At 64.4% G+C, this 26412-nt stretch carries 17 protein-coding genes and 4 tRNA genes; 11 read left to right on the forward strand and 10 right to left on the reverse strand.

Features of this window, described 5'->3' with window-relative positions; genetic code table 11:
* The first annotated feature begins 38 nt into the window (after positions 1 to 38).
* Entirely contained in the window at positions 39 to 1409 is a 1371-nt protein-coding gene (gene rmuC / locus MRBLPB4O_RS06220) for a DNA recombination protein RmuC (RefSeq protein WP_341798860.1), read from the forward strand.
* Here rmuC and MRBLPB4O_RS06225 read toward each other — a convergent pair.
* Together MRBLPB4O_RS06225 and MRBLPB4O_RS06230 are read right to left on the reverse strand one after the other, a co-directional pair.
* On the reverse strand, positions 1381 to 4860 hold the full coding sequence (locus MRBLPB4O_RS06225; RefSeq protein ID WP_341797815.1) for a NahK/ErcS family hybrid sensor histidine kinase/response regulator: 3480 nt from the start codon (positions 4858 to 4860) through the stop codon (positions 1381 to 1383). The genes rmuC and MRBLPB4O_RS06225 overlap by 29 nt on opposite strands.
* A gap of 125 nt (positions 4861 to 4985) precedes the next feature.
* A complete protein-coding gene (locus MRBLPB4O_RS06230; RefSeq protein ID WP_341797816.1) occupies positions 4986 to 6164 on the reverse strand; it encodes an MFS transporter in 1179 nt (392 codons plus the stop codon).
* A gap of 184 nt (positions 6165 to 6348) precedes the next feature.
* On the opposite strand from MRBLPB4O_RS06230, the gene MRBLPB4O_RS06235 reads away from it, so the two are divergent.
* Positions 6349 to 8226 (forward strand): 1-acyl-sn-glycerol-3-phosphate acyltransferase, encoded by a 1878-nt coding sequence (locus MRBLPB4O_RS06235; RefSeq protein WP_341797817.1) that lies wholly within the window; start codon positions 6349 to 6351, stop codon positions 8224 to 8226.
* 9 nt (positions 8227 to 8235) lie between these two features.
* On the opposite strand, the gene sugE is transcribed toward MRBLPB4O_RS06235, so the two are convergent.
* The 3 genes from sugE to rdgC all read right to left on the reverse strand — a co-directional run bounded on the left by sugE (position 8236) and on the right by rdgC (position 10791).
* Positions 8236 to 8553, reverse strand: coding sequence for a quaternary ammonium compound efflux SMR transporter SugE (gene sugE, locus MRBLPB4O_RS06240; RefSeq protein WP_016501077.1), 318 nt, complete (start codon positions 8551 to 8553; stop codon positions 8236 to 8238).
* A 168-nt stretch (positions 8554 to 8721) separates the two neighbouring features.
* The gene (locus tag MRBLPB4O_RS06245) at positions 8722 to 9687 is read right to left on the reverse strand and encodes a bile acid:sodium symporter family protein (RefSeq protein ID WP_043202841.1); all 966 of its coding nucleotides are present in this window, start codon (positions 9685 to 9687) and stop codon (positions 8722 to 8724) included.
* Positions 9688 to 9870: 183 nt separating this feature from the next.
* On the reverse strand, positions 9871 to 10791 hold the full coding sequence (gene rdgC, locus MRBLPB4O_RS06250) for a recombination-associated protein RdgC (protein WP_016501075.1): 921 nt from the start codon (positions 10789 to 10791) through the stop codon (positions 9871 to 9873).
* A 215-nt stretch (positions 10792 to 11006) separates the two neighbouring features.
* On the opposite strand from rdgC, the gene MRBLPB4O_RS06255 reads away from it, so the two are divergent.
* From MRBLPB4O_RS06255 to MRBLPB4O_RS06270, 4 genes are all read left to right on the forward strand, one after another.
* Positions 11007 to 11082 (forward strand) — tRNA-Val (locus MRBLPB4O_RS06255).
* A 13-nt stretch (positions 11083 to 11095) separates the two neighbouring features.
* Positions 11096 to 11172 (forward strand) — tRNA-Asp (locus tag MRBLPB4O_RS06260).
* A gap of 169 nt (positions 11173 to 11341) precedes the next feature.
* A tRNA-Val gene (locus tag MRBLPB4O_RS06265) sits at positions 11342 to 11417 on the forward strand.
* 13 nt (positions 11418 to 11430) lie between these two features.
* Positions 11431 to 11507, forward strand: a tRNA-Asp gene (locus MRBLPB4O_RS06270).
* A gap of 86 nt (positions 11508 to 11593) precedes the next feature.
* On the opposite strand, the gene map is transcribed toward MRBLPB4O_RS06270, so the two are convergent.
* Positions 11594 to 12385 carry a type I methionyl aminopeptidase gene (map, locus tag MRBLPB4O_RS06275; RefSeq protein ID WP_196304835.1) on the reverse strand — a complete coding sequence of 264 codons (792 nt, stop codon included), beginning with the start codon at positions 12383 to 12385 and terminating at the stop codon, positions 11594 to 11596.
* Positions 12386 to 12703: 318 nt separating this feature from the next.
* Here map and MRBLPB4O_RS06280 point away from each other — a divergent pair, with 318 nt between their 5' ends.
* The 3 genes from MRBLPB4O_RS06280 to nirD all read left to right on the forward strand — a co-directional run bounded on the left by MRBLPB4O_RS06280 (position 12704) and on the right by nirD (position 19934).
* The gene (locus MRBLPB4O_RS06280; protein ID WP_341797818.1) at positions 12704 to 16729 is read left to right on the forward strand and encodes a bifunctional nitrate reductase/sulfite reductase flavoprotein subunit alpha; all 4026 of its coding nucleotides are present in this window, start codon (positions 12704 to 12706) and stop codon (positions 16727 to 16729) included.
* A 290-nt stretch (positions 16730 to 17019) separates the two neighbouring features.
* Positions 17020 to 19572: a nitrite reductase large subunit NirB gene (gene nirB / locus MRBLPB4O_RS06285; protein ID WP_341797819.1), complete on the forward strand. Its 2553-nt coding sequence runs from the start codon at positions 17020 to 17022 to the stop codon at positions 19570 to 19572.
* A complete protein-coding gene (gene nirD, locus MRBLPB4O_RS06290) occupies positions 19572 to 19934 on the forward strand; it encodes a nitrite reductase small subunit NirD (RefSeq protein ID WP_132844468.1) in 363 nt (120 codons plus the stop codon). Before nirB ends, nirD begins: the two co-directional genes overlap by 1 nt.
* 122 nt (positions 19935 to 20056) lie before the next feature.
* On the opposite strand, the gene MRBLPB4O_RS06295 is transcribed toward nirD, so the two are convergent.
* The 4 genes from MRBLPB4O_RS06295 to MRBLPB4O_RS06310 form a co-directional block, all read right to left on the reverse strand.
* Positions 20057 to 21007 carry a 2-hydroxyacid dehydrogenase gene (locus MRBLPB4O_RS06295; RefSeq protein WP_341797820.1) on the reverse strand — a complete coding sequence of 317 codons (951 nt, stop codon included), beginning with the start codon at positions 21005 to 21007 and terminating at the stop codon, positions 20057 to 20059.
* Between the two features lie 24 nt (positions 21008 to 21031).
* Positions 21032 to 21790, reverse strand: coding sequence for an SDR family oxidoreductase (locus MRBLPB4O_RS06300; RefSeq protein ID WP_132844474.1), 759 nt, complete (start codon positions 21788 to 21790; stop codon positions 21032 to 21034).
* A gap of 18 nt (positions 21791 to 21808) precedes the next feature.
* On the reverse strand, positions 21809 to 22519 hold the full coding sequence (locus MRBLPB4O_RS06305; RefSeq protein ID WP_341797821.1) for a fumarylacetoacetate hydrolase family protein: 711 nt from the start codon (positions 22517 to 22519) through the stop codon (positions 21809 to 21811).
* A gap of 130 nt (positions 22520 to 22649) precedes the next feature.
* The gene (locus MRBLPB4O_RS06310) at positions 22650 to 23990 is read right to left on the reverse strand and encodes an MFS transporter (RefSeq protein WP_110745601.1); all 1341 of its coding nucleotides are present in this window, start codon (positions 23988 to 23990) and stop codon (positions 22650 to 22652) included.
* 349 nt (positions 23991 to 24339) lie between these two features.
* Here MRBLPB4O_RS06310 and MRBLPB4O_RS06315 point away from each other — a divergent pair, with 349 nt between their 5' ends.
* Both MRBLPB4O_RS06315 and pcaQ read left to right on the forward strand, forming a co-directional pair.
* Positions 24340 to 25269: a helix-turn-helix domain-containing protein gene (locus MRBLPB4O_RS06315; RefSeq protein WP_110745600.1), complete on the forward strand. Its 930-nt coding sequence runs from the start codon at positions 24340 to 24342 to the stop codon at positions 25267 to 25269.
* 10 nt (positions 25270 to 25279) lie between these two features.
* A complete protein-coding gene (pcaQ, locus tag MRBLPB4O_RS06320) occupies positions 25280 to 26212 on the forward strand; it encodes a pca operon transcription factor PcaQ (RefSeq protein WP_341797822.1) in 933 nt (310 codons plus the stop codon).
* The last annotated feature ends 200 nt before the right edge of the window (positions 26213 to 26412 follow it).

A 26412-nucleotide genomic window follows, 5' to 3' on the forward strand; every position in this document is an offset into this window, starting at 1 on the left:
TGCAGCGCCGGCAGGGCGCGCGGCAAGGCGAGCAGGCCTTGCTCGAAGAGCGCCTCAACGCAGCCCTGCTGGCCCAGGCCGGCCTGCAGGCGCAGCTTGAGGCCAGCCGCGACGAAGTCAGCGACCTCAGCGAAGCCAACACCGTCAAGCAGGCCCAACTGGCCGCCCAGGGCCGTGAACTTGAACTGCTGCAGATCGACCGCGACAACGCCCGTGACGCTGCCCACGCCTGGAGCCTGGAGCGCGCCAACCGTGAAGCCGAGCTGCGTCGTCTGGAGTCTCAGGGTGCGCGCCTGGAGGCTGAACTGCGCGAACAGCAAGAAAGCCATCAGCAGCGCCTGGAAGACCTGCAGGAAGCCCGCGACACCCTGCGCGCCCAGTTCGCCGACATGGCCACCAAGATCTTCGACGAGCGCGAGCAACGCTTCGCCCAGACCAGCCAGCAGCACTTGGGCCAGTTGCTCGACCCGCTCAAGGAGCGTATCCAGTCCTTCGAAAAACGCGTCGAAGAAAGCTATCAGCAGGAAGCCCGCGAACGCTTTTCCCTGGGCAAAGAGCTTGAGCGCCTGCAACAGCTCAACCTGCGCCTGTCCGACGAAGCCACCAACCTGACCCAGGCCCTCAAAGGCCAGAAAACCCAGGGCAACTGGGGCGAACTGATCCTCGAGCGGGTGTTGGAACATGCTGGCCTGGAAAAAGGCCGCGAATACCAGACCCAGGTCAGCCTCAAGAGCGCTGACGGCGAGCGTTTCCAGCCCGATGTGCTGATCATGCTGCCCGGCGACAAACAGGTGGTGGTGGACGCCAAGGTCAGCCTTACGGCGTACCAGCAGTTTGTCGCCAACAACGACGAGGCCGCGCTCAAACAGCACGTGCAGTCACTGCGCAGCCACGTCAAAGGCTTGTCGAGCAAGGACTACAGCCGCCTCGAAGGCCTGCACAGCCTGGATTTCGTGCTGCTGTTCGTGCCCATCGAAGCGGCCTTCTCGGCAGCCCTGCAGGCTGAGCCGAATCTGTTCCAGGAAGCCTTCGACCGGCATATCGTGATCGTCAGCCCTACCACCTTGCTGGCTACCTTGCGGGTGATCGACAGCCTGTGGAAACAGGAGCGCCAGGGCCAGAACGCCCGGGAAATTGCCGAGCGCGCCGGCTGGCTTTACGACAAGTTCGTGTTGTTCATCCAGGACCTGGACGAGCTGGGCAGCCGCCTGCAACAGGTGGACAAGGCTTATGCCGCTGCCCGTAACAAGCTGTGCGAAGGGCGCGGCAACCTGGTCAGCCGCAGCGAACAGCTGAAGCTGCTGGGCGCCCGCGCCAGCAAGAGCCTGCCGGCAGACTTGCTGGAACGGGCGCTGTCCGATGAGGTGCCGGACACCACAGTTACTGAACCTGGCTCAGATGGCGATTGAGCATGGCGCGCAAGGCTGCCGGCTTGACCGGTTTGGCCAGGTAATCCAGGCCTGCCGCATGCACCATGGCGATGGTTTCCTTGCTGCCGTCGGCGCTGATCACCACGCCTGGCACCGGTTCGCCCAGGCGCGCACGTAGCCAGCCCATCAGCCCGGTGCCGGTCTCGCCGTCATCCAGGTGGTAGTCGACCAGTGCCAGATGCGGGCGCATGCCCTTGGCCAGCAGGGCTTCGCATTCCGCCTGGTTGCGCGCGGTCCATACCTGGCAGCCCCAGCGGCTGAGCAGGCTGTTCATGCCAATCAGGATGCTGTCTTCGTTGTCCACGCACAGCACTTGCAGCCCGGCCAGCGGCTGGCCGCCCTGTTGTTCAGCGGGGGCGCTTGGTGCCGGGGCGGCCTGGCGGGCAATCGGCACGCTGACGCGGAACACCGTGCCCTTGCCCGGCCACGACCGCACTTCCAGCGGGTGCCCCAGCACCCGGCACAGGCCGTCGGCAATTGCCAGGCCCAGGCCCAGGCCTTTCTCGGCGCGTGTCTGGTGACTGTCCAGGCGTTTGAACTCCTGGAAGATCACTTGCAGCTTGTCGTCGGCGATGCCCGGGCCACGGTCCCACACCTCCAGCCACAGGCGCTCGCCCTGGCGGCGCGCGCCCAGCAGGATCGGGCTCTTGCCGTAGCGCAGGGCATTGGTGAGGAAGTTCTGCAGTACCCGGCGCAACAGCTTCATGTCGCTGTCCACCCGCAGGCGGCTGCCACGCAGGCGGAACTCCAGGTTTTTCTCGGCCGCCAGCACCTTGAACTCGGCACCCAGCGTGTCGAACAGTTCGTTGAGGGCGAAGGGCTTGGCGTCTGGGGTGATCTTGCCGTTTTCCAGGCGCGAGATGTCCAGCAGGTCGCTGATCAGTTCTTCGGCCGAGCGCAGCGAGCTGTCCATGTGCTGCACCAACTGCTGGGCCTCTTCGTTCATGCCCTCCGCCTGCTGCGACAGGGCGGCGGAGAACAGCCGGGCGGCGTTCAGGGGTTGCATCAGGTCGTGGCTGACCGCAGCCAGGAAGCGGGTCTTGGACTTGCTCACCGCCTCGGCCTGGCTCTTGGCTTCGGACAACGCCTGGTTCAGTTGCGACAGTTCGTGGGTGCGCTCGGCCACCCGTTGTTCCAGGCCTTCGTTGGCATCGCGCAGGGCCTGCTCGGCCTCCCGGAACGGGGTGATGTCGGTGAAGCTCATGACGAAGCCGCCACCCGGCATCGGGTTGCCGATCAGCTCGATCACCCGGCCATTGGGGAACAGCCGTTCGGAAGAATGCGCGCGGCCTTGGCGCATCCAGTGCAGGCGCCGCGCCACATGCACCTGCGCTTCGCCCGGGCCGCACAGGCCGCGCTCGGCGTTGTAGCGGATGATGTCGGCAATCGGCCGGCCCACGCTGATCAGCCCGTCGGGGTAGTTGAACAGCTCCAGGTAGCGACGGTTCCAGGCCACCAGGTGCAGGTTCTGGTCGACCACGCTGATGCCCTGGTTGATGTTCTCGATGGCGCCTTGCAGCAGCGCGCGGTTGAACTGCAGCACCTCGCTGGCTTCGTCGGCAATGCGTACCACGTCTTCCAGCTGCATGTCGCGGCCTTCAATGGCGGCCTTGACCACGGCGCGGGTCGACGAGGTCCCGAGCACCCCGGCCAGCAGGCGTTCGGTGTGTTCGATCCAGTCGCCGTCGGCATTCTGGTTGGGGTTGAAGCCCTTGCCCTGGCGGTAGGCAAAGCGGATGAAGCTCTGCCGGGCGCGTTCCTCACCGACAAAACGCGAGGCCAGGGTCAGCAGGTCGTCGATCTGCACCGCCAGCAGTGGTTTGCTGCTGGGGCGGGCGCTGGTCTGCTGGCCGATGAAGCGGCCGGCCTGCCAGTGTTCGGAAACCCGTGTGCGCGACAGTACCGAAACCCAGGCGAACAGGGTGAAGTTGCCTGCCAGCGACAGCACCACCCCTTGGGTCAGCGGGCTGATCGGCAGGCCCAGCGGGTTGCCATGCAGCCACGCCAGCCCTGGGAACAGCTGCAGTGACCAGCCCAGGCTGTGCGCGGCAATCGGCAGGACCAAGGTGTAGAACCACAGGAAGATGCCTGCCGCCAGGCCGGCGAACACGCCGCGACGGTTGGCCTGCTTCCAGTACAGCGCGCCGAGCATGGCCGGGGTGAGCTGGGTGACGGCGGCGAAGGCGATCTGGCCGATGGTCGCCAGGCTGGCGGTGGAGCCCAGCAGGCGGTAGCTGACGTAGGCCAGCAGCAGGATCACCACGATGGTTACCCGGCGTACCGAGAGCATCCAGTGGCGGAACGCCTCGAACGGCCGCTCGGCGTTGTTGCGCCGCAGCAGCCAGGGCAGCAGCATGTCGTTGGACACCATGGTCGACAGCGCCACCGCTTCGACGATGACCATGCCGGTGGCTGCCGAAGCGCCGCCAATGAATGCCAGCAGGGCCAGGCTTGGGTGCGCCTCGGCCAGTGGCAGGCTGATGACGAACGAGTCGGAGATCACCGTGCCCGGCAGCAGCATCTGCCCGGCCAGGGCAATCGGCACCACGAACAGCGCGGCCAGCACCAGGTACATCGGGAACACCCAGCGCGCCAGGCGCATGTCCTGGGGCTCGATGTTCTCCACCACGGTGACGTGAAACTGCCGCGGCAGGCAAATGATCGCCATCATCGCCACAGCGGTTTGCACCACCATTGACGGCCAGTTGATGGTCTCTTGCCAATAGTCCTGCAAGTGGATCGACTGGCGAGCCTGGCTGAACAGGTCGTCAAAGCCGTCATACAGGTTGAATACGACGAAAATGCCCACGGCCAGGAAGGCCAGCAACTTGATCAGCGATTCGAAGGCAATCGCCAATACCATTCCCCGGTGGTGTTCGGTCACGTCCAGGCTGCGGGTGCCGAACACGATGGCGAATAGTGCCAGCACCAGTGACACCACCAGCGCGGTGTCCTGCACGCGGGTGCCGGTGGCGTCGGCGTTGGCCCCGATCAGCAGGTTGACGCCCAGCACGATGCCCTTGAGCTGCAGGGCGATGTACGGCAGCACACCGACCAGGCAAATCAGTGCCACCACCACCGCCAGGGTTTGCGACTTGCCGTAGCGTGCGGCGATGAAGTCGGCGATTGAAGTGATGTTCTGCTGTTTGCTGATCAGCACCATCTTCTGCAGCACCCAGGGCGCGAAGACCATCAGCAGCACCGGGCCCAGGTAGATCGGCAGGAATGCCCAGAGCTGTTCGGCGGCCTGGCCGACGGCGCCGAAGAAGGTCCAGCTGGTGCAGTAAACGGCCAGCGACAGGCTGTACACCCAGGCGCGCAGTTTCGGCGGCAACGGCGTGCTGCGGCGGTCACCATAGAAGGCGATGGCGAACATGACGGCCATATAGGCCAGGGCGACCACGGCGATCAGCCCGCTGGACAACGACATGAAGACTCCGAAGCAAAAAATATAACGCGGTCCCGATCAACCAGTCTGGCACGCAGGCGCCGCTTCGTCAGCGCAGACGATGGTTGTAGGCGAGAGCTTGCTCGCGATTGATCTGAAACAAAACATCAATTTTTTTGAGTGCCCAACCCGTAAAACACCCCCGCCAGCAACACCGACAACACCAGCAGGTAGAAGATTGCCCCCGGCCACAGGTGCACCAGGGCAAACCCTACCATCACCGGCCCCAGCGCAGCCCCCAGGTTGGACAGGTTCTGCGCGCCGTAATACACCCCGCGCAAGTGCTCCGGGGCGATCAGGTCGATGAACATGTATTCGGCAGGGATCACGATGATCTCGCCCAGGGTGAACACCAGCATCGCCAGGCACCAGGCCAGCACCGAGCCTGCCAACGAAAAGCCCAGCAGCCCTGCGATGAACAGGGCCATGCCGGCCAGCAACCAGGGCATCAGGTGCTGACGACTGATGCGTCGGCCAATCAGGTACTGCAGGGCAATCACCGTCACCGCGTTGGTGGTGACCAGGTAGCCGACCAGCCGCGCCGCTTCCGTCGGGCTGCTGGTTACCACCAGGTACTGCGACAGGTAGGCGGTGAACTGGCCGAACACCACCGCGCTCAGCACCCCGCCCAGGGTGAAATACACCAGCCGGCGGTCACGCGCCAGCCCCAGCGCCACCTGGCCGAAGCCGGCCGCAGGCTTGTCCGGTGCGCTCGCCTGCAGGTCACGGTCGCCAAGGCGCCAGTAGGCCAGGCACATGCCCAGGCCAAGCAGGGCCGAGGCGATGAACGGCATGTGGTCGTCCAGTTCCAGCATGGCGACCCCCAGCAGCGGGCCGGCGGCGTAGCCGACGTTGCTGAGGGTGTACTTGATGGCGAACACCTCGGCCCGCTCTTCCACTGGCAGCAAGGCACAGAAGCCTGCCTTGGCGGCGATGTCGACCACTGCAAGCGCCAGGTTGATCAGCACCAGGCACAAAAAGAACAACAGCGCCGATTCACTGACGACCGCGGCGACGAAGGCCAGGGCGAACAGCAGGGTGCTGGCGCTGACCAGCGTGTGGTTGCGCAAGGTGTCGACCAGGTGGCCGCCATACAGGCTCAGCAGCGAAGCGATGATCAGCGCGCCACCTATCAGCAGGCCGATCTGGCTGATCGGCAGCTGGAAGTTGTCGGCCAGGTACACCACCAGGTAGGGCAGGGTAAGGGCGCGGGCGACCGTGAGGGTGAAGGTGGTCAGCAGTAGCAGGCGTACGGTGTGCGGGTAGCGTTTCAGGGCGGCGAGCATTACCACGTCCTTGTTGTTCTGGTTTGCCGAGCACCAGCATAAGCCACATAGGGCACCTGCAGGAGCGCCTCGGCTGCTTCTGAAAAAAGCGTGTAGGCTTGCCAGCCAAGGCATTTCCCATGCAGATTTGTGGCCTGACGTGCCCGGCGCGCCTCCAATTGAAAAGCCTTCAGGACCAAGGACGATGAGTCACTCCTCGCAATTCACATTGCTCGGCAAGCGGCGCTTCCTGCCGTTTTTCATCACCCAGTCGCTGGGTGCCTTCAACGACAACCTCTTCAAGCAATCGCTGATCCTGGCGATCCTGTTCAAGCTCAGCCTGGGCGACGGTGACCGTTCGATCTGGGTCAACCTGTGCGCCTTGCTGTTCATCCTGCCGTTCTTTCTGTTTTCGGCGCTGGGCGGGCAGTTTGGCGAGAAGTTCGCCAAGGACGCGCTGATCCGTGCGATCAAGCTGGCCGAGATCGTCATCATGGCAATCGGTGCGCTTGGCTTCATCACCAACCACCTGGCGCTGATGCTGGTGGCGCTGTTCGGCATGGGGACCCACTCGGCGCTGTTCGGCCCGGTGAAGTACTCAATCCTGCCGCAGGCCCTGCGCGAGGAAGAGCTGGTCGGCGGTAACGGGCTGGTAGAAACCGGCACATTCCTCGCCATTCTCGCTGGCACCATCGGCGCCGGGGTCATGATGTCGGCCGACAGCTATGCCACGGTGGTGGCTGGTGGGGTGGTCGGCACTGCGGTGCTTGGCTACCTGGCCAGCCGCTGGATCCCGCGGGCCGCGGCCGCCTCGCCGAGCATGCCGCTGGACTGGAACATCTTCAGGCAGTCGTGGGCGATCCTGCGCATGGGCCTGGGGCAGCCGCCCGCCGTATCGCGCTCGATCGTGGGTAACTCGTGGTTCTGGTTTGTCGGTGCCATCTACCTCACACAGATCCCGGCCTACGCCAAGGACTGGCTGCACGGCGATGGCACGGTGGTCACCCTGGTGCTGACGCTGTTCTCGGTGGGCATCGCCCTGGGGTCGTTGCTGTGCGAGAGGCTTAGCGGGCGCAAGGTAGAGATCGGCCTGGTGCCGTTCGGCTCGTTCGGCCTGACCCTGTTCGGCCTGCTGTGGTGGTGGCACTCCGGCGATGTGCCGGCTGCAGCTGCGCCGCACGACTGGCTGGCGCTGCTGGGTATAGGCCAGGCCTGGTGGATCCTGCTGTCGATCGTGGGCCTTGGCGTGTTCGGTGGCTTCTACATTGTGCCGCTGTATGCGCTGATTCAGGCACGCACGGCCGAAGACCAGCGCGCCCGGGTGATTGCGGCCAACAACATCCTCAATGCCTTGTTCATGGTGGTGTCGGCGGTGCTTACCATCATCCTGATGGGGCTTGCCGAGCTGAGTATCCCGCAGCTGTTCCTGGTGGTGTCGCTGCTAAATATCGCGGTCAACGCCTACATCTTCAGGATCGTGCCCGAATTCACCATGCGCTTCCTGATCTGGCTGCTCAGCCATTCGATGTACCGTGTGCAGCACCGCGACCTTGAGCGCATCCCCGACGAAGGCGCGGCGCTGCTGGTGTGCAACCACGTGTCGTTCGTTGATGCATTGCTGCTGGGAGGAGCAATCCGCCGGCCGATCCGCTTTGTGATGTATTACAAGATCTACAACCTGCCAGTGCTCAACTTCGTGTTCCGCACTGCAGGCGCCGTCCCGATTGCCGGGCGCAACGAAGACCCCGCCACGTACGAGCGTGCGTTCGCGCGCATTGCCAGGTACCTGGCCGATGGAGAGCTGGTGTGCATCTTCCCGGAGGGCAAGTTGACTGGCGATGGTGAGATCGATGTGTTCAAGGGCGGCGTTAACCGCATCCTCGAAGAAACACCGGTGCCGGTGATCCCGCTGGCTTTGCAAGGGCTGTGGGGCAGCTTCTTCAGCCGCGACCCGGCCAAGGGCTTCTTCAAGCGCCTGTGGTCGCGGGTAACCATCGTGGCGGGCGCCGCCATCTCGGTGGAGGCAGCGCAGCCTGAGCTGTTGCGCGAGCAGGTCAGCCGCCTGCGCGGTGACCTGCGATAGGGGAGGGGGTTAGCTGGCGCTGACTTTCAGGCCGACCAGGCCGCAGATGATCAGCGCCACACTGACCAGCCGCACCAGGGCCATGGACTCGCCGAACAGGATGATCCCGGCGATGACTGTGCCGACTGCGCCAACACCCGTCCAGATGGCATAGGCGGTGCCCAGCGGCAGTTCTTTCATGGCCAGGCCCAGCAGGCCCAGGCTGATGACCATGGCGCCGACCGTGAGTACGGTGGGAATCGGTTTGCTGAAGCCGTCGGTGTATTTCAGGCCTACGGCCCAGCCGACCTCGAACAGGCCGGCGAAGAACAGGATGATCCAGGACATGAGTGTGTCTCCATCGTTTAAATGATGGGGCCGTCCCCGGAATGGTCACGCGGTGCGTCGTGAGGTCGTCCTCACAGTGGGCAATATAGTGCACACCCGAAGGTTTCAGGGCAAGCCAGTACTGGCCCTTTCGCGGGCAAGCCCGCGAAGAGGCCCGTACAGGCACCCTCAATGCCTGGCAGGCTCCACTTCTTCAGCTTCCACCGCAGGCTCATCCATCCGCCGGAACCAGGTCGACAGCAGCGCCCCGGAAATATTGTGCCAAACACTGAACAACGCACTGGGCACTGCCGCCAATGGCGAAAAGTGCGCCGCCGCCAGCGCCGCCCCCAGCCCGGAGTTCTGCATCCCCACCTCCAGCGCCAGCGACTTGCGTTGGGCCAGCGGCAACTTGCACAGCTTGCCGGTCAGGTACCCCAGCAAATAGCCAAAGCTGTTGTGCAGCATCACCACCGCCATGATCAACAGCCCCGATTCGGCGATCTTCGCCTGGCTGGCCGCCACCACCGCGCACACGATCATCACGATGCTCACCACCGATACCAGCGGCAGCACCTGCACCGCTGCCTGCACGCGGGCACCGAGCAAGCGCTGGGCCAGCACGCCGAGCACGATCGGCAGCATCACCAGCTGCAGGATCGACCAGAACATGTCCATGAAGGACACCGGCAACCAGGCCGACGCCAGGAACCAGATCAGCGCCGGGGTCAGCAGTGGTGCCAGCAGCGTGGTTACTGCAGCAATCGCCACGGCCAGCGCCAGGTCACCACGCGACAGCCAGACCATCACGTTCGAGGCGGTGCCGCTCGGGCAGCAGCCGACCAGGATCACGCCCACGGCAATTTCCGGCGGCAGGTGGAACAGCTGGCACAGCAGCCAGGCCATGCCCGGCATGATCACGAAGTGCGCGACCACCCCCAGCATCACCCGCCAGGGCTGGCGGGCGAGGGCGGCGAAGTCGTCGAGCTTGAGGGTAAGGCCCATGCCGAACATCACCAGCCCAAGCAGCGGCACGATGGCGACCTTCAAGGCGATGAACCATTGCGGTTGCAAAAAGGCCAGCACGGCAAACACCAGCACCCACAGGGCGAAGGTATTGCCGACAAAGCGGCTTAAGGCGGCGAGGGCACGCATGGGGCAATTCCTTTTCTACTTATAGCTTTGTGAATTTCCAGGGCCCTATCGCCGGCAAGCCAGCTCCCACAGGTACGCCAGAGGTTCGGAAAACCGTGGTGTACCTGTGGGAGCTGGCTTGCCGGCGATAGGGCCGGTGCAGGCAAAATGGCCTTCAGGCCTGCACTGGCATCTCAAGACACATCAGACCCCTTGTGGAATCTCCTCCCCACCCAGCGCCTCGAACAGCACCGGCAGGAACTCGGTAAAGGTCATCATCATCAGCAGGAAGCTGGCATCGAACTGCTGCGCAGCCTCATCGCCACCGTCCTGCTCGGCCTGCTCCTGCAGCAGCTCTTCGAACTTCAGGCGCTTGATCACCATCTTGTCGTCCAGAATGAACGACAGCTTGTCCTGCCAGGCCAGGGCCAGCTGGGTTACCACCTTGCCAGTGCTCAGGTGCAGCTGGATTTCCTCGCCGGTCAGGTCCTGGCGCTTGCAGCGTACGATACCGCCGTCTTCGGCGGTGTCACGCAGTTCGCACTCGTCCAGTACATAGAAGCCTTCGGCGGTTTGCTGCGACTTGACCCAGTCGGTCATGGTGGCGGTTGGCGCAATCTTCACCGTGGCCGGGCGCACCGGCAGCGAGCCCATCACTTCACGCAGGGTCGACAGCAGGTCTTCGGCGCGCTTGGCGCTGGCCGAGTTGACCAGGATCACACCCAGGCGCGGGGCGATGGCGGCGAAGATCATCGAGCGGCGGATGAACGCACGCGGCAGGAAAGCCTGGATGATCTCGTCCTTGATCTGGTCGCGTTCTTTTTTATAGACCTTGCGCATCTGCTCGGTCTCGATCTCTTCGACCTTTTCCTTGACCGCGTCGTTGACCACGCTGCTCGGCAGGATGCGTTCTTCCTTGCGTGCGGCAATCAGCAGGAACTCGCCGCTGACATGCACCAGGGGAGCGTCTTCGCCTTTGCCGAACGGCGCGACGAAACCGTAGGTGGTCAGCTCCTGGCTGGCGCAGGGGCGGGCCGGCTTGCTGGCCAGTGCGGCTTCCAGCGCTTCAGGCTCGAACGGGACTTCCTGGGTCAGGCGGTAGGTCAGCAGGTTCTTGAACCACATGAGGGGTAACTCTCCTTAATGCATAAGGCGGGCATTATTCTCCGAGCGGAGCTCTGAGGCCAACCCTGTCAGAGGGCCAGCAGTGGCTTATGCGTGAAAGAAACACCCGGCAACGCTAGGCCTTTGAAAGGAATGAAGTTTTTTTTGAAAAAAGTTTAAAAATTGCTTGCCAGGGTGCGGGGTCGTCCGTAGAATGCGCGCCACACCGAGACGAAGGGTGATTAGCTCAGCCGGGAGAGCATCTGCCTTACAAGCAGAGGGTCGGCGGTTCGATCCCGTCATCACCCACCACTCGATGTATAGCGCAGCGGTAGTTCAGTCGGTTAGAATACCGGCCTGTCACGCCGGGGGTCGCGGGTTCGAGTCCCGTCCGCTGCGCCATATTCCACTTCCAGGCCCACTGAACACCTGGAAGTAACAAAGAAAGCGACCTTAGGGTCGCTTTTTTTGTGCCTGAATTTTGGTGTTTAAACGAAGTTTGAAAAAACTTCGATAAGTGCTTGCCAGAGTGCAAAGTCGCCCGTAGAATGCGCGCCACACCGAGAGACATGGGTGATTAGCTCAGCCGGGAGAGCATCTGCCTTACAAGCAGAGGGTCGGCGGTTCGATCCCGTCATCACCCACCACTCGATGTATAGCGCAGCGGTAGTTCAGTCGGTTAGAATACCGGCCTGTCACGCCGGGGGTCGCGGGTTCGAGTCCCGTCCGCTGCGCCATATTCCGCTTCCAGGCCCACTGAACACCTGGAAGTAACAAAGAAAGCGACCTTAGGGTCGCTTTTTTTGTGTCTGCAATTTTTGTATCAGCGCTCTTCTTCTCGCAACGTCAGCACCTCGAACCCGTCCTCGGTCACCGCCACAGTATGCTCCCACTGCGCCGACAGGCTGTGGTCGCGGGTAATCACTGTCCAGCCATCCTTCAATGTGCGCGTACCGCGCCCACCCTGGTTGATCATCGGCTCGATGGTGAACACCATCCCCGGCTTCAGCTTCATGCCCATGCCGCGCTGGCCAATGTGCAGTACTTCAGGCCCTTCATGCATCTGCTGGCCGATACCATGGCCGCAATACTCGCGTACTACGCTGTAGCCCGCCGCCTCGGCATGGGCCTGGACGGCGTGGCCGATATCGCCCAGCGTGGCCCCGGGGCGCACCTGCTCGATGCCCTTCCACAGCGCGTCGTAGGTGGTGTCGACGAGGCGTCGGGCTTCATCGCTGATGTGCCCGATGCTGTACATCTTCGACGAGTCGGCAATGTAGCCGCCTTGTTCCAGGGTGATGTCGACGTTGATGATCGAGCCTTCCTTCAATACTTCATCGGCATTGGGCATGCCATGGCACACCACATGGTCCACCGAGGTATTGAGCGAATAAGGAAAGCCGTACTGGCCTTTGCTCGCCGGCCGGGCCTTGAGCGTGTCGACGATGAATGCTTCGGCACGGTCGTTGATCTGCATCGTGGTCACGCCGGGGCGGATGAAACCGTCGAGGTCGGCGAAAACCTGGGCCAGTAGTTGGCCTGCGCGGCGCATCAGGTCGAGTTGGGCGGGGGTCTTGAGAATCACCTGGGACATAGGGGGAGGGCAGTTGCTCATGCTGTAATTTGCCCCAGCATAGCGCCAGGGGGCGTGAGGTTGCCACCGCATGGTGCGTGAACTGGGCAGGCCTCTTCGCGGGCACGCCCGCTCCCACAGGCACATCACCACCCTCAGGCCCTGTGGAATCCCTGTGGGAGCGGGTTTACCCGCGAAGAGGCCGGTACAGCTGGCCCACTAATTGCTGATCCACCTCAATCCCGGGCTATCAACGTCGACAGCCCACAAAACTTCACGACAAAGGCGCCGTGTTGCCCCCGCTTGCTCAGCAAGCCAGGGCAGCCGGCGCCTTTTTGCGTTTCCCACAGGAGCCCGCCCATGGCCAACAGCGAAGTACGCAGCGTCTGCCCCTACTGCGGCGTTGGCTGCGGCATCGTCATGAGCGTTGCCGATGGCAAGGTCGTCAAGGTCAGCGGCGACAAGCAGCACCCCAGCAACTTCGGCCGGCTGTGCACCAAAGGCCTCACTGCGCACGTGCCGCTGACCGCCGCCGGCCGCCTGGAAGACGCCTATGTGCGCCAGCAGCGCAACCAGCAACCGGCGCGCACCGGCATGGACCAGGCCATCGCCGACACCGGCAAGCGCTTGCGCGGCATCATCGACCAGCACGGCCCCGACGCCGTGGCGCTGTACGTGTCGGGGCAGATGTCGCTGGAGGCTCAGTACCTGGCCAACAAGCTGGCCAAAGGCTTTATCCGCACCCGCCACATCGAGTCCAACTCGCGCCTGTGCATGGCCAGCGCCGGCAGCGGCTACAAGCTGTCGCTCGGCGCTGACGGCCCGCCTGGCAGCTACCAGGATTTCGAGCACGCCGACGTGTTCCTGGTGATCGGCGCCAACATGGCCGACTGCCACCCCATCCTGTTCCTGCGCCTGCTCGATCGGATCAAGGCCGGCGCGAAGCTGATCGTCGTCGACCCACGGCGCAGTGCCACCGCCGACAAGGCCGACCTGTTCCTGCAAGTACGCCCCGGCAGTGACATGGCCTTGCTCAACGGCTTGTTGTATCTGCTACACCGCAATGGCCACACCAACCCCGACTTCATCGCCCGCCACACCGAAGGCTGGAACGAACTGCCAGCCTTCCTCGATGACTACACCCCCGAGCGCGTAGCCGCCATCACCGGGCTGGCCGAGGCCGACATCATCAAGGCCGCCGAATGGATCGGCAGCGCCAACGACTGGATGAGCTGCTGGACGATGGGCCTGAACCAGAGCATTCACGGTACCTGGCACAGCAACGCCATCTGCAACCTGCACCTGGCCACGGGCGCCATCTGCCGCCCTGGTAGCGGGCCTTTTTCGCTGACCGGTCAGCCCAATGCCATGGGCGGCCGTGAGATGGGCTACATGGGCCTCGGCCTGCCAGGCCAGCGCTCGGCGTTGGTGGAAGGCGATCGCACATTTGTCGAGCAGCAGTGGCAACTGCCACCCGGCAGCCTGCGCAGTGAAGGCGGCGAGGGTACGGTGGCACTGTTCGAGCAGATGAACGCGGGTGAAGTAAAAGCGTGCTGGATCATCTGCAGCAACCCGGTAGCCAGCGTTGCCAACCGCCAGCAGGTGATCGATGGCCTGTGCCAGGCCGAATTGGTGATTACCCAGGATGCCTTCCTCGACACCGAAACCAACCGCTACGCCGACATCCTGCTGCCGGCCGCGCTGTGGGCCGAAGGCGAGGGCGTGATGATCAACAGCGAACGCAACCTCACCCTGATGCCGCGCGCCGTAGAGCCGCCAGGGCAGAGCCTGCCCGACTGGCTGATCATCGCCCGGGTGGCCTGCGCCATGGGCTACGCCGAAGCCTTCGACTACCCCGATGCCGAAGCGGTTTATGAAGAAATCCGCCGCTTCCATAACCCCGCCACCGGCTACGACCTGCGCGGCATCGGTTACGCCGAGCTGCGTCAGCAACCACGCCAGTGGCCTTGTGCGCCAGGCCATGGCAGCGATCGCAGCCCATTACGCTACATGAACGACGGCAGCAGCCAGGCGCTGCTGCACGATGCCCAGGGCGATTGCCCGGCGCTGGCGTTCCCCACCTCCAGCGGCAAGGCCCGCTTCTTCGCCCGGCCCTGGTTGCCGGCACCGGAGTTGCCGGATGACGACTACCCCATGGTGCTGAACACCGGCCGCGTGCAGCATCAGTGGCACACCCTGACCAAGACCGGCAAGGTGCCGGCGCTGAACAAGCTGGAGCCTGGCCCCTTCGTCGAGGTTCACCCAGACGACGCCGTACGGCTTGGCATCGCTGAAAAGGATCAGGTGGCCGTCCGCTCACGGCGCGGTCAAGCCGTACTGCCGGCGCGAATCAGCGACCGGGTCATGCCAGGCAACTGCTTTGCGCCGTTCCACTGGAACGACCTGGTCGGCGAGCAACTGGCAATCAATGCCGTCACCTGCGATGCCGTCGACCCGCTGTCGCTGCAACCCGCTTTCAAGCACTGCGCCGTGGCCCTGCAACGGGTCGCAGGCGAGCGTATCGACGCCCTTGACCTGAACGCTGCCATTTCGGAGCCAGCCCGCATGCCCACTGCCACCCTGTCCCGTCTGCTTGGCCTGGACACCTTGCCAGCCCCGGTGCTGGCAGAAGAAGAGCGCCATTACCTGCAAGGTTTCGTGCTGGGCCTGAACCAGGCCCGCGCCGAGGGCGTGCCCAGCCTGCCGGCCAGTGCGCCACTGGCGGCCAACCACCGGCTGTTTATCGACGGCTTGCTGGCCGGGCTGTTCGCCCAGCCTGCGGCACTGCCCGTTGCGGCGTTGGTGGCGCCACGGCATCAGGTGCTGTGGGCCTCGCAGACCGGCAACGGCGAGCAGCTGGCCGAGCGCTGTGCCGAACGCCTGCGCGGTGCCGGCCTGGATGTGCAGCTCAGTTGCATGGAGGCGGTCAGCCCGAGCCAGCTGCAGGGCGCCGCCAGCGTGGTATTGATCGCCAGCACCTTTGGCGATGGCGATGCGCCCGACAGCGCAGCGGCGTTCTGGAACGCCTTGCAGGGCGAGGAGGGCGCCTGCTGCGCCGAACTGCCCTATGCAGTGCTGGCCTTGGGCGACTCCAGTTACGACCAGTTCTGCGGCTTTGGCCGCAAGCTCGACCAGCGTCTGACCGAACTGGGTGGCCGGCGCCTGTTGCAACGGGTGGACTGCGAGCCAGACTTTGACGAAGCGTTCGCAGGCTGGCTTGACGCGTTGCTGCCCTTGCTGGGCAGGGCCGCTGCGCCACCACCGGCGAGTGAACCTGCACCTATGGCGGGCTGGAGCAAACAACAACCCTGGCCCGCCACCTTGCTGGAAAACCACCTGCTCAACGGCCCCGGTGCCAGCAAGGAAACACGGCAACTGGTGTTCGACCTGAGCGGTAGCGGCTTCAGCTATGCCGCCGGTGATGCCTTGGGCGTGTGGCCGCGCAATTGCCCAGCGCTGGTCGACGAACTGCTGGCGCTGATGCAGCTTGATGGCCAGGCCATGGTCGAGCTGAAGGGCCAACCTGCCATGCCACTGGCCGAAGCCCTGCACGCTCACCTGGAAATCGCCAAGGTCACCACGCAGCAACTGCAAGCCTTCGCGGGCAGCGCCCCGGACCTGCAACGTCTGCTGCAGCCCGAGTGCAAGGCCGAACTGCAGGACTGGCTGTGGGGCCGGCAACTGGTCGATGTGCTGCGGGCCTTTCCCCAGCAGCTACCGCTGGCCAGCTGGCTTGAACTGCTCAAGCCCTTGCAGCCGCGTCTGTACTCGATCAGCTCCAGCCCGTTAGCGCATCCCGGCCAGGTACACCTGACCGTTTCCACCGTGCGTTATGGCGAGCGCAAGGGCGTGTGCTCGGCCTTCCTCGCCGACCGCGCCCAAGCGTTGAAGGTGGCAATTTTCCCGCAGGCGTCCAGGCACTTCCGGTTGCCCGCGGACGACAGCGTGCCGGTGATCATGGTCGGCCCCGGTACCGGCATTGCGCCGTTCCGGGCGTTCCTGGAAGAGCGGGAGGCGCGGGGGGCGAAAGGGGGCAACTGGCTGTTCTTTGGCGAACAGTGCGCCGCTACCGACTTCTATTACCGGGAGCAGCTACAGGCTTGGCAGGCAAGCGGCCACTTGTGTCTGAATACGGCATTTTCCCGCGACCAGGCCGAGAAGATCTATGTGCAGCAGCGCATGCTGGAGCAGGGCGCGCAGCTGTGGCAGTGGCTGGAAGCGGGGGCGTATTTCTATGTGTGTGGGGATGCGCAGCGCATGGCCAAGGATGTGGATGCGGCGTTGCGGACGATTGTGGCTGAGCATGGCGGGATGGATGCGGCGCAGGCGGCTGCCTATGTGGAAGGTTTGAGCAAGGGCAAACGTTATCTGCGGGATGTGTACTGAGTGCACCGGGATGGGCTGATGTGCACCCCGGTTGTGCATTTTGATCGCCTGTGGGGCCCCTTCGCAGCACAAGGCTGCTCCTACAGGGGCTCGCGATAGCTGTAGGAGCAGCCTTGTGCTGCGAAGAGGCCGGTACAGGTAAAACAATTGGCACAGTCCCTGCTTTACCTCCAATACAACAAGCCCCACTGATCAACGGCGATCAACCCGGGGGCACACCGTGATGAATACAGGCAAAGGCGCCTGGAGCTTCGGCTCCAGGCGCTTTTTTTTTGATCGAGGATCGGCTTATGAAGGCAACAGCGAGCAGCGGGCAACGAGAGCGACTGGTCATCGTCGGCAACGGCATGGTCGGCCACCATTGCGTCGAACAACTGGTCAGCCGCGGCGCCCTGCAGCGCTTCGAGGTGCGGGTGTTCGGCGCAGAGCGCCAACGCGCCTACGACCGCGTGCACCTGTCCGAATACTTCGGCGGCAGCTGTGCCGAGACCCTGGCCCTGTGCGAGCACGATTTCTACAACGCCAACGGCGTGCACCTGCACCTCGGGGAGGCCGTGCTGGAAATCGACCGTGAACGCTGCGAAGTAGTCACCGCCGAGGGGCGCTACGGCTACGACCAACTGGTCCTGGCCACTGGCTCCTACCCCTTCGTGCCGCCGATCGAAGGCTCCAGCGGCAATGCCCGCCTGGTCTACCGTACCCTTGATGACCTCGATGCCATTCGCGCTGCCGCAGCCGGTGCCCGCCGTGGCGTGGTGGTCGGTGGTGGCCTGCTTGGCCTGGAGGCAGCCAACGCCCTCAAGTCGTTGGGCCTGGAAGCCCACGTGGTGGAGTTCGCCCCACGGCTGATGCCGGTTCAGCTGGACGGCGAGGGCGGTGCCGCGCTCAAGGCGCAGATTGAAGCGCTCGGTGTGGGCGTGCACCTGTCGCGCGCCACCCAGTCGATCAGCGCCGGTGAAGCCTACCGCTACCGCATGAACTTCGACGGTGGCGAGCATCTGGAAACCGACCTGATCGTGTTCTCCGCCGGTATCCGCCCGCAGGATGCCTTGGGCCGTGGCTGCGGCCTGGACATCGCCGCCCGTGGTGGCGTGGTGATCGACAACCATTGCCGCAGCAGCGACCCGCGCATCTTTGCCATCGGCGAGTGCGCCTCGTGGAACGGTAGCGTGTTCGGCCTGGTCGCCCCAGGCTACAGCATGGCGCGCAACCTGGCGGCTTTGCTGATGGGGGAAGCGGCGGTAGCGTTTACCGGTGCCGACATGTCGACCAAGCTCAAGCTGCTGGGCGTGGATGTCGGCTCGATTGGTGATGCCCATGGCGCCACCCCCGGTTCACGCAGCTACCGCTTCATCGACGAAGCCAACAGCGCCTACCGCCGGCTGGTGGTGGACGCCAGCGGCAAGCACGTGCTCGGCGCAGTGCTGGTCGGCGACAACAGCTACTACGACACCCTGCTGCAATACGCCCAGAACGGCATCGCCCTGCCAGCCGACCCGGCAGCGCTGATCCTGCCGCAAGGCGGTGGTGCACCAGCCTTGGGCGCCGATGCGCTGCCCGACAGCGCGACCATCTGCTCGTGCCACAACGTCAGCAAGGGCGCGGTGTGCGACGCCATCGACAGCGGGTGCAGCGACCTTGCTGCGGTCAAGGGCTGCACCAAGGCCGGCAGCGGCTGCGGCGGTTGTGCGGCCTTGCTCAAGCAGGTGTTCGAGCACGAACTGACCGCACGTGGCGTAGCGGTGGACAAGAGCCTGTGCGAGCACTTCGCCTACACCCGCCAGGAGCTCTACGGGCTGGTGCGGGTGGAGGGCATCCGCACCTACAGCGAGCTGCTCGCACGCCACGGTAAGGGCCACGTTGGCTGTGACATCTGCAAGCCGGCGGTGGGCAACATCCTCGCCTCCTGCTGGAACCAGCCGATCATGGACCCGGCGCTGGTGCCGCTGCAGGACACCAACGACACCTTCATGGCCAACATGCAGAAGAACGGCACCTACTCGGTGGTGCCGCGTATTCCGGGTGGTGAAATCACCCCCGACAAGCTCATCGTCATCGGCCAGGTGGCCAAGAAGTACGACCTGTACACCAAGATCACCGGCGGTCAGCGCATCGACCTGTTCGGTGCCCAGTTGCACGAGCTGCCGCTGATCTGGGGCGAGCTGATCGAGGCCGGCTTCGAAACCGGCCACGCCTACGGCAAGTCGACCCGCACGGTGAAATCGTGCGTGGGCAGCACCTGGTGCCGTTACGGCGTGCAGGACAGTGTCGCCATGGCCCTGCGCCTGGAAGACCGCTACAAGGGCCTGCGCAGCCCGCACAAGCTCAAGTTCGCGGTGTCTGGCTGCACCCGCGAGTGTGCCGAGGCGCAGAGCAAGGACATCGGCGTGATCGCCACCGACAAGGGCTGGAACCTCTACGTGTGCGGCAACGGCGGCATGCGCCCACGGCATGCCGAGCTGTTCGCCACCGACCTGGACGACGAAACCCTGGTACGCCTGATCGACCGTGTACTGATGTTCTACATCCGTACGGCCGACAAGTTGCAGCGCACCTCGGTGTGGCGCGAGAACCTGGAAGGCGGCCTGGACTACCTGAAGCAGGTCGTGATCGACGATAGCCTGGGCCTGGCCAGCGAGCTGGAAAGCCAGATGCAGCATGTGGTCGACCAGTATGAATGCGAATGGGCCAACGCCCTCAACGACCCCGAGAAGCTCAAGCGCTTCCGTACCTTTGTCAACGATCGCCGCGCTGACCCGGACGTGCACTTCGTGCGTGAACGCGAACAACGCCGGCCAGCGGCGCCGCTGCACCTGATCCCTACTGTCGAGGAGGCTGTCTGATGAACCTGTCCAATGCTGCTGTGAAAACCTGTGAGAACTGGCAGGCGGTGTGCCAGGCGCAAGACCTGGTGGCCGATTCCGGGGTCGTGGTGTGGCTCGACGGGGCTCAGGTGGCGCTGTTCTACCTGCCAGGGCAGGCGCAGCCGCTGTATGCGGTGGACAACCGCGACCCACGCTCCGGCGCCAACATCATCGGTCGCGGGCTGGTGGGCAGCGTGCAAGGTGAGTTGGTGGTGGCAGCGCCGCTCTACAAGCAGCACTTCAGCCTGCTGAGTGGGGAGTGCCTGGAGGATGCCGGGCAGAGGTTGCGGGTGTGGCCGGTGCGGTTGAAGGGGGAGGCCGTGGAGCTGTCTGTGGCCTGATCACCATTTGTTGGCTGCCCCCACTTCGCGGGCTTGTCCCGCGAACACGGGCGAAGCCCGTGCCATGCACCGTGTTGGATGCTTCGCGGGGGCAAGCCCGCGAAGAGGCCGGCACCAGCCGGCTAGATCACCAAGCCCTGCGGCGTGCGCCCGGCAAATACATCCACCAGGCTGGCCACCACCATCTCGCCCATGCGCGTGCGGGTCTGCACCGTGGCGCTGGCTCGATGCGGCTGCAGCACCACATCCTCACGCTCGAACAATGCCTCGGGCGCGCGGGGTTCGTCGGCAAACACATCCAGCGCCGCGCCAGCGATTTCCCCGGCCTGCAGCGCCGCGATCAACGCCGGCTCATCCACCAGCTTGCCGCGTGCGATGTTGATCAGGTATCCCTCTGCACCTAACGCCCGCAGCACTTGGCGATCGATCAGCGCCTCGCCCTTGTCGGCCGCCGCCGCCAGGATCAGTGCATCACTGTCCTTGGCCAGCTGCAGCAGGTCTGCCTCAAAGCCGTAAGGCACGTCCAGCGGCTGCAGGTCGGTGTAGCGAATCGGGCACCCGAACGCTGCCGCCCGTTGGGCGACTGCGCGGCCGACGCGCCCCATGCCGACGATGCCCACGCGCATGCCCGACACCTGCCGGGCCAGTGGCAACGGTGCCAGCGGCGTGGCACTGGTGGCCCAATGGCCGGCGCGAACGAAGCGGTCACCGGTGCAGATACCCCGGCACAAGCCGATCAGCAGGCCAATCGCGAGATCGGCGACGTCCTCGGTGAGGGCACCGATGGTTGCCGTTACCTGGATGCCACGATCGCGAGCATAGGCCAGGTCTACCGCGTCGGTACCGACACCATTGACCGCGATCACTTCAAGGTGGGGCAAGCGTGCCATCAGCGCCTGGCTGATACCGGTGTGGCCGCCGGTGATCACGCCGCGAATATTGCCGGCATGCTGGCTGACGTAGGCCTCCTTGTCGGCCTGTTCGTAGTAGCGGTGCACGGTGAACAGCTGTTCCAGGCGCTCGCGGATCTGCGGGATCAGGACAGGGCTCAGTTGCAGGACTTCGGGTTTCATCGGTCACTCCATCATAAACAGGGATCAGCCACGGCCAACGAACGGCATGTTGCTGGCCATCACGGTCATGTTCAGTACGTTGGCGTCCAGCGGCAGCGCCGCGATGTAGCGCACCGCATCGGCCACATGGCGCACGTCCAGCATCGGCTCGGCTGCGACCTCGCCATTGGCCTGGCGTACCCCCCGGGTCATGCGCTCGGACAACTCGGTCAGGGCGTTGCCGATGTCCACCTGGCTACACACGATGTTGTACGGCCGGCCATCCAGCGCCAGCGCCTTGGTCAGGCCAAGCACCGCATGCTTGCTGGCCGTGTAGGGTGCAGTGAACGGGCGTGGGGTGTGCGCCGAGATCGAGCCGTTGTTGATGATTCGCCCACCTTGCGGTTGCTGGCGGCGCATCAGGCCGAAGGCAGCGCGGGCGCACAGGAACACACCGTCGACGTTGGTGGCGATGACGTTGCGCCAGTTCTCCAGCGGCAGCTCGTCCACCGGCACGGCGGGCGCGTTGATACCGGCATTGTTGAAGATCACATCGAGCCGGCCGTGCACTTCTTCGATGGTGGCGAACAGCTGCGCGACGCTCTGCTCGTCGCGTACATCGGTGGGCACGGCCAGCGCCTCACCGCCTGCTGCCAGCGCCTGTGCAACCACGGCTTGCAGGGGTTCGGCGCGGCGCCCGGCGAGCACCAGGCTGAAGCCGTCATCCAGCAGGGCGAGGGCGACGGCGCGGCCGATGCCGCTACCGGCACCGGTGACCAGGGCGATTTTCTTGTTCTGGGTCATGTCGGGTCTCCGTCAGGTTCAGGCTGCGTTGGCTGTTTGCCCGGCAGGGCGGGGGCCGACACGCAGATGCAGTTCGCCGATACCGTCGATGCCGGCGTGTATCGTGTCCCCGGGGTTCAGCGGGGCCACGCCGGGCGGGCTGCCGGTCATGATCAGGTCGCCCGTGCGCAGCGGCAGCTGGCGTGACAGCCGGCTGATCACTTCGGCCAATGCCCAGGTCTGCTGGCTCAGGTGAGCACGCTGGCGCTCCTCGCCATTGACTTGCAGCCACAGCGACGCATCCAGTGGCCAGGCGCATTCGCTGGCGGGGACGATGGCGGTCATCGGTGCCGAGGCCTCGAATACTTTGGCACCTTCCCAGGGCAGGCCCTCGGCCTTGGCCTTGCGCTGGTGATCGCGGCGGGTCAGGTCCAGGCCGGCGGCGAAGCCGAACACGTGCTCCAGGGCGTGTCCCGGGGCAATGTCGGCACCGCCCTTGGCAATGGCCGCGACCAGCTCGATTTCATGGCAGAACTCGTCGGTCTGCGGCGGGAAGGGCAGCTCGCCCGATGCCTCGACGACGTTGCTCGCCGGCTTCATGAAAAACACCGGCTCCAGCGGCGCCGCGCCGTAGGATTCCGGCCACGGGTAGTTGCGGCCGATGCAGAACACCCGGCCGACGGGGAAGCGCGCATCGCTGCTGCGGATCGGCAGGCTGACGATGGCCGGCGGGTTGAACAGGTAGGTCATGGGTGAATCCTCCGTACTGGAGTGGCCAGCGTATCCAGCGGCTGGCCGGCAAAGTTGGACGAAAGCGGGGTTGGATTGGATTATCCAAGTAACCTGTACCGGCCCAATCGCCAGCACAGGCAGTGCAATCTCAAGCAGTTGTTTTCAGCTCGATGCGATAGAGCTTCCCAAGCAGCAGCGAGTAAGACAGCGTGCCCATCAACGCCACGCCGCCGATGAACCAGAACGCCATGGCGAACGAGCCACTGGCGTGCACGATGGCGCCGATCACGATCGGTGTGACGATGCCGCCGATGTTCGCCGCCAGGCTGGTGATGCCGCCGGTCAGGCCGATCAGCTCCTTCGGCGCCACTTCCGACACGGCAGCCCACGACGACGAGGCGATGCCCTGGGCGAAGAACGCCAGGGTCAGCACGGCGATGCACAGCACATTGGAATCGGTGAAGTTCACCAGCACGATCGACATCCCCAGCATCGAGCCCACCACCAGCGGCAGCTTGCGGGCAAACGACAGCGAGTAGCCCTTGCGGATCAGCAGGTCGGAGACGATGCCCGCCAGGAGGATGCCGACCGTGGCACCAATGAACGGCATGACCGCGAAGATGCCGACCTTGATCAGCGTCAGCTGGCGTTCTTCGATCAGGTAGGTGGGGAACCAGGTAAGGAAGAAGTACAGTGCCGAGGTGCTGGCGAACTTGCCCAGGCAGATCGCCCAGACCTGGCGATAGCGGAACAGTTCGGCGACCTGCCGCCAGTCGAAGCGGGTACGTTGCTGGCTGCTTTTCACCAGGCCACCGCCGTTCTCGATGTAGGCCAGTTCCTCCTTGCTGACCTTCTTGCAGTTCAGCGGGTCGCGGTATAGCACCAGCCACACGACGCCGAACAGGATGCCCACCAGGCCGGTGCTGTAGAACACGTGGCGCCAGTCATAGGTGGTCGCCAGCCACAGCAGCGCGCCGGTGAATAGCGCGGTGCCCAGGTACTGGCCACATACGTAGATGCTGCTGGCCATGCCGCGCTCGCGGGCGGGGAACCACACCGTGACCGCACGGCTGTTGGCCGGGAAAGCCGGGGCCTCCATGGCGCCGACCGCCAGGCGCAGGCCGAACAGTGAGGCGAAGCCGCTGGCCAGGCCTTGGGCCACGGTGACTGCCGACCAGCTGATCAGCGACACGCCGTAGGTCAGGCGCGAGCCGAAACGGTCGGCGATGAAGCCGGCCGGCACCAGTGCCAATGCGTAGGTCCAGGCGAAGGCGGAGAAGATCAGGCCCATCTCGACCTTGTCCAGGCCCAGGTCCTTGGCCATGAACGGCGCTGCGATGGAAATGTTCACCCGGTCGACGTAGTTGATGATGGTCGCCACCAGCAGCAGCGACAGCATGAACCAGCGGCGGCGGGAGGGCAGGCGCTGGGCAGGGGCCGCGTCCAGCGCGTACGACGACGCGGCGCGGGGGGTAGGCGTGCTCGACATGAGTCGACCTCGTTTGTTGTTGTTGGTAGAGGTTGGGCTGCAGTCCCGTTCCTACAGTGGTCGTACGACGTATTGAATGCAACGGCGGTTTTAGACCGTTTTTTTCGCTGAAGGCGGGGTAGGGCTGTGCTGTCCAAGAAAATCAGAAGGTGGGGTTTTGCGCGTATTTTCAGCTGTATGTCGCATTCCCAGCGGGTTGTGGACGGTTAGGGTTGCGCGAGTTTTTGCAGACAGGTTTAATTTGATGACTTTAGACATCGTACAACCTGTAGTGCATGCCCCTGGTCTCTCGCGGCCTTGCCCGTGAAGGGGCCAGACAGCGCCATCCTTGAAGACTGGAGCCAACCCAATGCCCCCCAAGCGCGAGGTTCCGACCTACGTCATGCAGCAGCGCAGCGAGCTGATGGATTTCTACATCCGCGACCAGCGCGGGCGCCCCGCCGAGACCGCGCCGCACCGTCACGAGTATTTTCAGATCCAGGTCAATTTAGGCGGCGACACGGTGCAACACATCGGCAGCGTGCAGCGCCCGTTCAGGCGCAACACTCTGGCTTTCATCCTGCCGCACAGGGTGCACGTGATCCCACATCCGGCGGACAGCGACTTCGTGGTGATCAATTTCTCCCAGACGTTCCTCCTGCCGCACCTGGCCTGCGACCCGATGGACCTGGAAGAAGTGTCGATCCTGCAGGCGCCGGAGCTGTCACCGTTCCGCTTTCAAGAGCATCTCGACTTTTGCCTGGGTGACGCCGACTTTGCCGAGGCCCGGCAAATCCTCGATCGCTTGCGTGAACTGGATGCCAACCGCCGCTTTGGCACCCGCGAAATGCTCAAGGGCCTGTTGCTGCAGCTGATCGGCCAGGTCTGCGGCCTGTACGCCGAGCCGCTGCGCGAACTGGCCGACAGCAACGCTGCCCAGCTCAGCCGCCGGGCCGCGCTGGGCCGCATGAGTGAATACCTGCGCCGGCATATCGATGACCCCGACCTGAACCTGCAAAAAGTCGCCGCCGCCACCTACCTGTCGCCCACCTACCTGACCCACTGGCTGCGCAAGGAAATCGGCAAGACCTTCAGCGAGCTGGTGCTGGAGCGGCGCATGCACACCGCGCGCAACTACCTGCTCAATGGCAGCCGCCCGGTGGGCGAGGTGGCGCGGCTCTGTGGCTTTGCTGATGAAGCCTACTTTTCCCGGCGCTTCCGGCAGATCCATGGCCTGCCGCCCGGGCAATTCCGCCGCCAGCAGCGCGACCCGGATACGCCGCAGGTAGCGATGCGGTAAGCTTGCCGCCATGAACCTCGACACCCGCATCAAATACCGCCACCTGCTGTGTTTCCTGGAGATTGCCCGGCAGGGCAGCCTGGCCAGGGCGGCCGATAACCTGTCGATCAGCCAGCCGGCGATTTCCAAGACCCTCAAGGAACTCGAAGGCCTGCTGGAAGCGCGCCTGTTCGCGCGCAGCCGCCAAGGCGTCGAGCTGACCCCGGCCGGGGCGCGTTTCATGCGTTATGCCGGGCCCAGCGTGCAGGCCCTGCGCGATGGCGTCAGCAGCTTGCGCGGCGAAGCGCGGGCGCCGTCGCAGGTGCGTATTGGCGTGCTGTCGACGGTCGAGGGCCTGCTCATGCCCGAGGTGCTGTGCCGCCTGCACCAGCGCCATGAAGCGCTGGTCATCAGTGTGGCCACCGGGGTCAGCGCGCAGCTGCTCGGCCAACTGCGTCTGGGTGAGCTGGAACTGGTAGTCGGGCGCATGACCGACAGCCCGCAGATCCAGGGCCTTTCGTTCGAGCACCTGTACAGCGAGTCGATGAGCCTGGTGGTACGCCCGGGCCACCCGTTGCTGGCCGCCACGCCGGTCGAGCGCGCCAAGGTCGGGCGTTACCCGTTGGTGTTGCCACCGGCGGGCACCACCATCCGCCAGCATGCCGACAGCCTGTTTGTGCAATGCGGCATCCAGATGCCGGCGCAGCGCCTGGAAACCCTGTCGTTGGCCCTGAGCCGGCGCTATCTGCTGGGCAGCGACGCGTTGTGGGTAGCGCCGCGCGATGCGGTGCTGCTCGACCTGCGCCGTGGTGAGCTGGTCGAGCTCGACCTGGGCGTGCGCGAGCCGGGCGGCTCGGTGGGTATCTGCCGCAATGCCGCCTTGCCGCAGAGCCTGCCTGGGCAGTGGGTGTGCGAGGTGTTGCGCGAGGTGGCAGGGGAGTACCGGGACGGCAACTACCCCTGAGTGCAGGCCTTTCAGAGTCCAGCGAAATAAATCCCCTTTAGAACCGGGCAAAAACGGCACAACCGGTCAATACTGGCCAATGGCTGCAAGCCCGGCATGAATTACCGTTTAACTACTGAACTTCCTTACCAAAACCCGCTCCTATGCCGGTAGCCATTGGTCATGGCCGCCTGCTAAGCTCGCGGCTTTACCCTGATTGC

The organism is Pseudomonas sp. LPB4.O (genome assembly GCF_038383825.1).
Lineage (GTDB): Bacteria > Pseudomonadota > Gammaproteobacteria > Pseudomonadales > Pseudomonadaceae > Aquipseudomonas > Aquipseudomonas putida.